Raw genomic sequence first — 10297 nt, 5'->3', positions numbered from 1 at the left:
TTCATGATCGCCCCATGGTTCTTGATACTCTCATATTTTAGCACTTATCAAGATAAAGAGCAAGCTTTTCCTCGTAAAAAACAAATAATTAGGGCTGGCGCACAACAAGCAATTAGAGCCTGCTACGCGTCAGCCCTGGGGCTGGCATCGAGCCGCATCTCAAGGATGCGAATTCTCAGTCATGGCTGCGTATTGCAGACCATTTAGAAGCGGTAGCTCATGCCGACCGAGTAGCGGTAGTCCTCCTGATACTCCGAGCCGTTGGCGCGCTCAAGCGTGCCGTAGAAGTTGAGGTTCTTCGACGTGTTGAACTGCGCACCGACGCCGTAGGAGTACCACGTCGTGCCGAGGTCGTAGGAGAAGTCGCGCGAAGCAGTCCCGTGCTTGGCCGTGAAGTCGGCATCACCGAGGAAGTCGTGATTCGCGGACGCATGGACGTAGACCGTGCCGGCCCCATCGGCGAACGTAGCGCCGACGCGGGCACCGAGACGACCAACGAGGGTCTGGAAGTCGTCCTGCGAAATCGTCACGCCGTTGGTGCCCGTGAAGTCGTCGCCCTTGACGAAGCCGTAGGCGAGTTCAGCCTGCGGTTCGACGTAGAAGGTGTCGTTGAGCTTCCAGTGGTAGCCGACCTCGGCGGAAAGCCCAAAGGTCGTGTTGTCGTACGACCCCTTGAAGACGCTCGTGTCCGACATCGACTTGATGTCGGTGGAGAGACGGCCGACGCGGCCGATGACGTCGACGTAGGCGCCGCAGTCGAAGAAGCCGGAAGCATACGCCGCGAGCGAGTAGCCGTCGGAGTCCGACGAACCGTTGCTGAACGTACCCTCACCATTGGTGTAGCTGAAGGCGCCGCCCACGAGCCACGTGTTGTCGATGCGGTAGTCGCCGCCCACCTGAATCGAATTCGCCTTGTAGTCGATCGAAACGGAGTCGTTGTAGGAGCTGTCGTAGCCGTAGACGCGGGCCCAGGCGCCGACCTTGGACGAAGCGTCGCGCACGTCGCCGAGTCGCTGCGAGAGGTGATTCATCTCGCCGCGCCACTGAACGAGCGTCATGGCGTTGAGGTTGCCGAGGGCGTCCATCGACTGATTCTTCGTGACGGACGTCAGCTTGCCCGTCGAATCCGACTTCCAGGCGTCGGAAAGCGCGCCGGAGAGGCCTGCGAAATTATGCGAAGCACCATTCGCTTCGTTGTCGGTGATGTCCGAGGCTGCGACAATCGCCGCTGCGGCTTCTTCAGCAGATTGATACTGATCATTCAGATTCGACGAGGCAACGATCGCAAGATCCTTCACGTTGTTTTTCTTAACGAAAACGGTGGAAGAATCGACGGAAAGCTCATCAACCACAATGGAGCTGTTGGAGCCGTTGAGGTCGATGGCTTCAAAGTTCGCGCCGTTCGTCAGGGTGAAAGCCGTGTCGGTGATGGAAATCGTACCGTTGGAGCGAACGTTGCCGTTGACGACGACGTCGCTCTTCGTGAAGTTCAGCGTGGAGGAATCACCCGCATCGATGGCGTAGCCATTATTCGAAGAAATGGTGACGGCACCCTGCGTCTTTCGATTGCCGAAGGAGACGGTGGAGTTCTTCTCGGAAACCTTAATGGTGGTAGCGCCCGCCTGAGTGCTCGTGAAGTTCATTTCTGGCGCATCAAAGGAGACGCTGTTTCTGCCCTCCGTGGACTCACCGGTCATGTTGAGCGCGTTTTGCGTCGCTTCAATATTGATCGCCTTGCCCGCAGTGAACGTGGAGGACAGCTGAGAGGATCCCTGAGTCACCCGAGAATACACGCCATTTACGCCGGCTATGGTGAGAGCCTCGCCCGCAGTCACGCTCATGACGGCGCTGCCCGCATCAGACTGCCATCCATGCTCCGGGTAATTTCTATTGAACAGTTGCACGGCTGAATTGGTGCCGGACCTGAGCGTAACGTTCTTGGCGGCAGAGATCTTCACTTCAGTAGTGCGATTTTCAAGTTCCTGCTGAAGCAGGCCAGCAAGAACGGCGCCGCGATCCGCCGACTCGATGGTGACGCTGCCTGCCGTAGAAGTGATATTCATGAGCGCCGAGTTGCCGGGCAGGGCCTGCGCCATGACGACGCTGCCGTCATGTTCTCCCGTCAGCACAACATCTTTGACTGCCTCAAGATTGATCGTCCCGCCGAATGCATGTACGAGATTTGGACGCACGGTTTCAGACGTCAGGGAAAGCGTGAGCTTGTCAGCCCCCGAGATGTTCAGCGTGCTGCCGTTTGACGCCTGAAAAGATCCACTGTTATCCGGAGCCGGTTTATGCGTCACCGTAATGGCACCGCCGGCAATGGTGTGGGTTTTGCCGTCACTGGCCATAACGATGTATTTGTATTCCGTATTTACGGTCTCATTCCAATCCTTACCCTCGCCCACGATCAGATCAACCTGATCGTTCAAGTATTTCACCGTGTCGGCGGCATATGCTCCGCCGACGGTAAAAATTGAAGCCAGAGCGATGGCGATATAGGTTTTCTTCATTTGCAAACCTTAAAAAGGTAAAAGAATCAACTATCGTCAATGATAGACGAGGCATAACACCATGCCAAGGAACAGCGCTTACCGTATACAAAAACGCAAATATATCAAGATGTTGCGCGTTTTGTTGTTTTTTTCAACACCATGCACGCAACATATTTCTCCATCAGAAGGTCGTTTATGAGCCCCCCCTTGACGCAGGGAGGAGTTTGAGCGAGAGCTTGACTTGGGGCACGGACACCCGCGCGCTCCGCCCCGGCCGACGGTCGAGCGCCCTGCGGCTCTCCCGCAGAAGCTTGATCCGCCGCTTTCACCCGCATCGAGCCGAATCGGGACTCTCCTGCGCAAAGGCGACCCGCCCCCGGAACGAGAACGGACCGCCTGAGTGCAGCGAGGTCAGAAGAAGACGAGCGAGCTTACGAAGCAGACGACCATCGGAACGGCGGTGCGCTTCACGAGCTCCAAGGGCGAAACCCTGCACATGCCTGCGAGCAGAATCACGACGCCCGCCACGGGACTTGCCGTGCGACCGAGCTGCGCGGACATGAGCGCAGTGTTGCCGAGGTCGGAAATCGTCATCCCGAGCTGCGCGGCATGCGGCGTCACGGCTTCATTGAAGGCAAAGGCCGCCGCGTCGCCCGAGCCCGTGAGGACCGCCATCAGGAAGACGCCGAGGCCGACCCCTACGCGGGCGAAGTCGCCGACGTTCTTCAGCGCGTCGATGAGCGCGTCGACGAGCCCGGCCTCGCGCAGGCCGCCCGCAAAGACGCTCGCCGCGATGATGATGCCGAGCACGTTGCCGTAGTCCTTGCCCGCGCCGTTGAAGAACTCCGTCACGGCCTTCTGAGGATTGGCGCGCGTCACGATGAGCGTATAGATGGCGCCGATCAGCATGGCGTGGGCCACGCCCATTTTGAGCGCCGGCACGCAGGTGTCGCCGAGGAGAAGAATCACGAGCGGAACGAGCGGCGCGGCGGCCCAGAGCAGGTTGATGCGCTCGATCGGCTGCGCGGCCATCTCGCCCATTTCGGCGTTGCCCGAGCCCTTGTGGTCCTTGAGGAGGAATTCGACGACGGTGAGGCCGATCACGCCGAGCACGGCCATCGAGCCGTACATCGTCCCGTGCGAGAGGATGAACTCCATCGGCTCCATCCCGGCCATGCCGGAGATCATCACCGGATGCGGGCCGCCCGGATTGAAGCTCGACCCGTAGGTTCCCGCGAGGATCGCCGCGCCGGCGCCCGCCGGCGAGATGCCCGCGCGGAGCATGACGGGCAGCAGCGTCGTCGCGACGGCCGCAGCGCACCCCGCGGCCGACGGAATCGCCGCATTGATGATCGCGGTGACAAAGGCGCAGGCGGGAATGAGGAAGAGTCCAAGGCGGCCGTCGGCTACCTCTACCCGCTCTCGAAGCGCACGCACGTCTACGCCGCCGCGGCCTACGTTCATTCGGACGAGAGCAGCCTGCGGACGAATTGGAGCACCCAGGGCGTGAAGAACGAAACGACGCAGACGGGTGCCGGTAGCGGTCACGTGCGCGGCGCACTCTGCGCGGTGCTTGCCGGAGTCCTTCTTCAGGGAACCGCTTCGGCCCTGGGAAACTCCGTCTCCCCCGCGGTCACGGCGCCGCTCGAGAAGACGCCGAAGGTCGCGCTCCTCGTCGGCAACTCGTATTCGTTCTACAACTGCGGCGTGCACACCTATCTGCGCGGCTTCATGAAGAACGGTTCGCCCGTAGAAAACATGAAGACGCGCCTCCTCACGATCTCGTCGGGCTCGCTCTCCTTTCACGACATGAACTTCCAACTCTCGCCGCACGAGCAGGACCCGTACGCAGAGGTGAAGGACGGCAGGCTGGTGCACCCGATGTTCGACGTCGTGCTGCTGCAGGAGAATTCCGCGGGCGCGACCTCGAAGAAGCGCCTGCCCTACTTCGAGAAGTACGCCGTCTCCGAAGCGGACGTCATCCGCCGCGCGGGCAGCACGCCGCTCCTCGTGATGACTTGGCCGAAGAAGGACAAACCCGAGGACATCGCCAAACTCGCCGACAACACCATCCGCATCGCCAACAAGGCGAACATGCGCGTCGTTCCCGTCGGCCTCGCCTTCATGGAGGCGATCAAGGCGAAGCCCGGACTTGAGCTCTACATGCCCGACAAGAGCCATCCGTCGGCCGCGGGCACGTACCTCTACGGGGCCGTCCTCTACGCAACGCTCTTCCACCGGTCGCCTGCCGACATCAACTACCTCGGCGAATGCGAGAAGCCCCTCCCGGCTGAGACGGCGGCCTTCCTGAGAAAGGTCGCCTGGGACGTCGTGAACGGGTTCAACCGCTGGGAAAAGTAGCCGCACTCGAGCGCAGGACTGCCTCCTCCATGCAAAGGCCGGCCCGGACGAATCCGGACCGGCCTTCTTCATGGATGACCGGAATGCGCGCCGCCCGGCGCGCGGGCGGCGGAGCGGTTATTGGGCCTTCGCGCCCATGGCCTTCTGGATGTTGAAGGGCCAGGCCTGGTAGCCCGTGCAGTCAAGGAGCTGAATCTCGACCGAGGGATCCTTCGCACCCCACTTGAACTCGAAGATCGTCGGGTTCGGCGCGGTGTTGAAGGCGCCGGTCTTGAGGTCATACTGCGCGCCCGCCGTGGCGAAGTACATCATCACGGAGTCGTGGTCGGGCTGGTATTCGGTGAGCGACGTGACCGCACTGAAGAGGTCGTGGCCGCGCTCCTTACCCCACTCCCAGACCTGCTCGACCGTCATCTTCTTCTGGTCGATTTTGTAGATCACCGAGCGGGAGTACTTCATCTCGGGCAGCGCGGGCTGCTCCATGCCGCGCGCATCGCCGTTGTCGAAGGCCGAAACGTAGATCACGTCGCCCTTGCTCTTCTCGTCGATCTTGAAGGCGGTGTGCTGCGTCCACGTCCAGTCGAAGCCGCCTTCGCATTTGCTCCCTTCGCACTTGATGGGCTGCCCGTTCTTGTCGACAGGCGTCAGGAGCATCGGCTGGAAGGGCTTCTTCCAGCCCTCGGGCGAGCCGAGGATCCACTTCACCTTCTTGTCGCGGCCGATCTTGATGATCGCGGACTGGTGGCGGGAGCTCACGATGATCGAGTCGTCCTCGGGGTCGTAGTCGACGGAGTTGACGTGCGCCCAGTTGCGGCCCGGGCCCGTGCCCACGACGTCGCCGAAGTGGCCCTGCTTGTCGAGCTCGGCGATCTCTTCGTCGGTGAGGGTCTTGCCGGCCTTCGAGGCGTCGATGTTGAGGCAGACCGCGCCCTGATCGAGCACCTTGAGCACGTTGTCGCGGTACGGGTCGAGGATGTCGGCGAGGCGCCATTCATCCACCACCACGCCGTTCTTGTCCACCTCGGCGATCACGTCGCGCACCGTGCGCACGTGGCGGCCGTCGGACCGGATGAAGTTCGAGCTCGCCACGCGCAGGAAGTAGTGCCCGTTCTGCGCGTCGTCCATCGAGTGCGAGTAGTCGTTGAAGCGGTAGGGAAGCCGGCGGTTGAAGACCTCGCGGCCCATGATGTCGTACTTCACGTAGCGCTGGCCGAAGCCCCAGGTGAGCATGCCGTCGTCGTTCTGCTTGAAGCCCATCATGACGCCCGACTTGTAGATGTTGTTCAGGTCGAAGATGGGATTGGCGAACATGTACCAGCGGATGTCGCCCGCCGTGTCGATCACGGCGTTCTGCGGGAAGAAGACCCACTGGAGCGCGCCGCCCTCGGGGTTGTTCCAGACCGCGCGCGTGCCGATGCCGGACTTCTCGGCGAGGTTGTTGATGAAGTAGAGGCGGTCGGCGAATTCCGGATCGACCTTCTTCACCTTGGTGCCGAAGAGCGTGTGGCGCTCCGTCGGAATGCCCGCAACCTCGGTGTACGTGGGCGGCGCATAGAGCTGATAGGTGTCCTTGAAGCTCTCCTTCTTGCCGCGCAGCTCGCGCGTGTAGGAGACTTCGACGTGGTTGAGGTAGTCCGGGTAGAGGCCGAAGACCGGCACGCCGCCGTGGGTGAGGAGCTGCTCGCGCGAAACTGTGTACTTGATCTCACGCCCGTCGGGCTTCGGAACGATGCGCACCGTCACGTCGGAGAGCGTATACCCGCCGTCGCGGATGATCGCGGTGAGCGGCGCGATCTCGTAGGGATTCATCATCACCTCGCCGATGTGGCCCTGCATGATGTAGTTCGTGGCCGGGCCCGAGGCGCCGCCCATGGACATGGCGGCGATCGGAGCGGCGCAGGCGAGCGCGGCGCAGAGAAGCTTGACGCGGGTTTTCATTTGTTTCTCCTTTGGAAGGCATCGGCCTCGGGCGGAGCGGCGTCTGAATGCGGAACGCGGGCGTTCCGCCGGCGGCGGGGGTCGCGGCCGGGCGTCGGACCTGCAGAAGGGGCGATCCTTCAAGTTTAGGCAGAAAGTCGTAGCCACCGCCCCGGGGAAGAACCTGCCCAGTCGGCATGCGGAATGGAAGCGCTGGTTGCGGAAATCAAAACAGCGCCGTCGCAAACCCGGTTGCGGCCGGCGGAGCGCGCAGGGCACCTCCGGGCCTTGATCAGAAGGCCGTCAGGAGTCGATGCGCCCGCCCTCTGAAATCCGCCCGTAGATGGGCTCGTCGCCTTCGAGCGGTTGCATCCCGCCGCGCAGTTCCGAGATGAAGAGGCTCCGGAGCCACTCGTGCCCGACGTCGCGCATGGAGCGGATGTGCCAGATGAGCGAAGGCTCGAGCCAGGGCACGCTCTCGACGCGCCCGAGGACGGTGAGCGGCCGGTCGAAGGAGAGCGCGCGGGCGGTGCGCCACGGGAGCGTCAAGACGCCGTTCGTGCGGTGCATGAGCCGTACGGCGCCGAGCCAATACTCCGTCCAGATCATCGTGTCGGACGTTTTGAGCGGAATCGTGCACGCGCCCGGCACGCCTTCGTCCACGCCGTCCGTGTCCGGGTGCACGCAGATCTGCACGCGCGGCCAGCGCTCGATCAGGGATGCGGGGAGCCCGTCGGGGCCGCCCTCCGTGCGCAGCATCTCCTCGAGCGGGTGCCCGGCGCGCACGACCTTCACGTAGGGCGTTTTGAGAAGCGCCACGCTCTCGAAGTCCTCCGGGAGCTGCACGGCCGGGAAAATCGCAAAGTCGAGGTCACCCGCGCGGAGCCTGAGGAGCGTCAGCTCCGAGTGCGGGATGAGCGCGAGGCCCGCATGAGGCGCACGGTGCATGAGCGCCTCGATCACCGGTTCGATCATGATCGGCACCGCATTGTCGAGGCACGCGATGCGGAAAACCCGGTTCATCGACGAGGGGTCGAAGGCCTCCTCGGCGAAGAGCTGCTTCATCGCCGAGAGCACCCGCTCGGCCTGGACGGTCACCTCCTCGGCGCGCGGCGTGGGCGCGAGTCCGTGGCCGAAGCGCGTGTAGAGCGGGTCGCCGAAGATTTCGCGCGCCTCGGCGAGCATGCGGCTCGCCTTCGGAACGCTGATCGAGAGCCGCTGCGCGGTGCGCCCGAGGTGGCGCTGTTCATGGAGCGTCGTGAGGAAGATGAGGAGCGCCCGGGAGAGCGATTCGTCGGCGTCGTTTTTCATTTTGTGAAAGAAACTTTTCATGGAGGCGCCCGGATTCTAAAGAAATCCGACCATTGCGGTCCCTTCCGTATGACGGGAGAATCTTCCCGTTGCCCGCGGACGGGGTGCTCCCCTCCCCGCGGACATGGACCAGACGCACGAAACGTTCCTCCGGCGAAGCGCTTCGCCCTCGGACGAGCCCTGCTTTGGAGCCGTTTCAAAAACAGAAAAAGGAAAGGACCATGAAGACCACCGCCTTCAAACTCTCGATGCTCGCGCTCATGACGCTCCCCGCCGCCGCCATGGCGATGGGCGGCCCGTCGGGCCCCGGCACGACCTATGAAGTTCAGGGGCACCTGGGCGAAATCATAGTCAACCCCTACGAAGTCGCTCCCCTCACCGCCGTCATCCGCAACGGCGGCTATCAGATCGAGGACGCGACCGTGACGATCCTCCCGAAGCCCCAGGGCCAGGAGATCAAGTACAAGGTCTCGCGCCGCATGCTCCTCACGCACGGCGGCATTCCGGTCTTCGGTCTCTATCCGGACTACGTCAACTCCGTGAAGGTCAACTACACGCGTGTTCTGAACGGCAAGAAGGAGACCTTCTCCGACGTCTACAAGATCTACGGCTCGCCCCTCTACGGCGAAGCCTCCGGCCTCGCGCTTGAGCGCTCCGCCCTCCCGAAGGTCCACCCGGTGAAGGTGGACCAGGAGTTCAAGGACCGCCTCTACATGCTCAACAACGCCCAGGACCTCTCGGGCAAGGGCGCGCACGTCGTCTGGAACAACCCCATGGGCGGCGCGCTGCAGTGGACGTTCTATCCGCAGATCGGCATCGTCGACACGGCCGGCGAATACCGCTGGTACCTCTTCGTGAAGCCCATCTACAACGTCGACTCGATCTACTACGGCGGCGACATGATGGGCTTCCGTCAGAACAAGGACGGCGCCTTCACCTGGGGCTACGGCCAGCGCTACGTCAAGTACGACCTGATGGGCCGCAAGGTCTGGAACCGCCGTCTGCCGATGAGCTACAACGACTTCAGCCACTCGCTCGACCCGGCGCAGAACGGCCACTACTTCCTGCGCGTCGGCAGCTCCAACACCAAGCTCCCGAACGGCAAGAACGTGCGCACGGTGCGCGACGTGATCGCCGAGGTGGATGAAGCGGGCTTCGTCGTGGACGAATTCCGTCTCTTCGACATCCTCGACCCGTACCGCTCCTCCGTGATCAAGGCCCTCGACCAGGGCGCGGTGTGCCTCAACATCGACGCCTCCAAGGCCGGCCAGACGCTCTCCGAAGAGGACATCAAGAAGCTCAACGAATCCGATCAGTTCGGCGACATCCCGGGCACGGGCGTGGGCCGCAACTGGGTGCACGTCAATTCGGTCGACTACGACCCGACCGACGACTCGATCATCGTGAGCTCCCGCCACCAGTCCGCGATCATCAAGATCGGCCGCGACAAGAAGGTGAAGTGGATCCTCGGCGCGCCGCGCGGCTGGAAGGGCGACTTCGCCTCGAAGGTCCTGAAGCCCGTCGACGCCAAGGGCGCGCCCATCAAGTGCGGCGACGCCTCGTGCGAAGGCGACTTCGACTGGACGTGGACGCAGCACACAGCCTTCCGCATCGACTCCAAGAGCAAGCCGGGCGTCGTGTACCTCACGGCCTTCGACAACGGCGATGCGCGCGGCATGGAGCAGCCGCCGCTCCCCGAGATGAAGTACTCGCGCGCCGTCGTCTTCAAGGTTGACGAGAAGAAGGGCACGGTCGAGCAGATCTGGAGCTACGGCAAGGAGGCGGGCCACGACTGGTTCAGCCCGGTGACTTCGCTCACCGAGTACCACGCCGACCACGATTCGATCTTCGTCTACTCCGCCACCGCGGGCGCGTCCTTCGACATCAAGACGGGTGCGTTCACCTCGGCCCCGAACCCCTACATGCAGGAGTTCAAGTGGGGCGCGAAGGAGCCCTCAGTTGAGATGCGCGTCGAATCGACGACGGGCTACCAGGCGATGCCGGTGGACATCAAGGCCGCGTTCGAAAAGTAAGCGCTTCCTCTCGTTGAGAGGCTCATAGCGCCATGAGGCCGCTCGGGCGACGCTCCGGATGGGGGAGCGGCCCGGGCGGCCTCTTCTTTTGTCCTGGAGCTGCGGGCGACGCGAGGAGGTGCTCAATTTTTTTGACCAAGAGCCTGTCCGGCACTAACTCTTTCGCCGTAGAAACCTCCT

General features: G+C 62.7%; 7 protein-coding genes. 3 read left to right on the top strand and 4 right to left on the bottom strand.

The window, feature by feature from the left end; translation table 11 throughout:
* On the top strand, positions 1 to 207 hold a 207-nt coding region (locus ACT6Y9_RS05120), incomplete at its 5' end, for a hypothetical protein (RefSeq protein ID WP_443743732.1).
* Here ACT6Y9_RS05120 and ACT6Y9_RS05115 read toward each other — a convergent pair.
* Together ACT6Y9_RS05115 and dcuC are read right to left on the bottom strand one after the other, a co-directional pair.
* Positions 204 to 2513 (bottom strand): autotransporter outer membrane beta-barrel domain-containing protein, encoded by a 2310-nt coding sequence (locus tag ACT6Y9_RS05115; RefSeq protein WP_443743731.1) that lies wholly within the window; start codon positions 2511 to 2513, stop codon positions 204 to 206. The two genes, ACT6Y9_RS05120 and ACT6Y9_RS05115, sit on opposite strands and share 4 nt — an antisense overlap.
* A gap of 393 nt (positions 2514 to 2906) precedes the next feature.
* Positions 2907 to 3959, bottom strand: a complete 1053-nt coding sequence (gene dcuC / locus ACT6Y9_RS05110) for a C4-dicarboxylate transporter DcuC (RefSeq protein ID WP_443743730.1) — start codon at positions 3957 to 3959, stop codon at positions 2907 to 2909.
* Between the two features lie 42 nt (positions 3960 to 4001).
* Between dcuC and ACT6Y9_RS05105 the strand changes: the two genes are divergently transcribed.
* On the top strand, positions 4002 to 4856 hold the full coding sequence (locus ACT6Y9_RS05105; protein ID WP_443743729.1) for an SGNH/GDSL hydrolase family protein: 855 nt from the start codon (positions 4002 to 4004) through the stop codon (positions 4854 to 4856).
* 117 nt (positions 4857 to 4973) lie between these two features.
* Here the strand turns inward: ACT6Y9_RS05105 and ACT6Y9_RS05100 are convergent, their stop codons facing one another.
* Both ACT6Y9_RS05100 and ACT6Y9_RS05095 read right to left on the bottom strand, forming a co-directional pair.
* Positions 4974 to 6794 carry an aryl-sulfate sulfotransferase gene (locus ACT6Y9_RS05100; protein ID WP_295477916.1) on the bottom strand — a complete coding sequence of 607 codons (1821 nt, stop codon included), beginning with the start codon at positions 6792 to 6794 and terminating at the stop codon, positions 4974 to 4976.
* Positions 6795 to 7076: 282 nt separating this feature from the next.
* The gene (locus ACT6Y9_RS05095) at positions 7077 to 8084 is read right to left on the bottom strand and encodes a LysR family transcriptional regulator (RefSeq protein WP_295477913.1); all 1008 of its coding nucleotides are present in this window, start codon (positions 8082 to 8084) and stop codon (positions 7077 to 7079) included.
* Between the two features lie 221 nt (positions 8085 to 8305).
* On the opposite strand from ACT6Y9_RS05095, the gene ACT6Y9_RS05090 reads away from it, so the two are divergent.
* The gene (locus ACT6Y9_RS05090) at positions 8306 to 10117 is read left to right on the top strand and encodes an aryl-sulfate sulfotransferase (RefSeq protein WP_443743728.1); all 1812 of its coding nucleotides are present in this window, start codon (positions 8306 to 8308) and stop codon (positions 10115 to 10117) included.
* Positions 10118 to 10297 lie beyond the last annotated feature (180 nt).

The organism is Sutterella sp. (assembly GCF_052272535.1).
GTDB lineage: Bacteria > Pseudomonadota > Gammaproteobacteria > Burkholderiales > Burkholderiaceae_F > Sutterella.
This window is presented reverse-complemented; position numbering and strand designations above follow the sequence as displayed.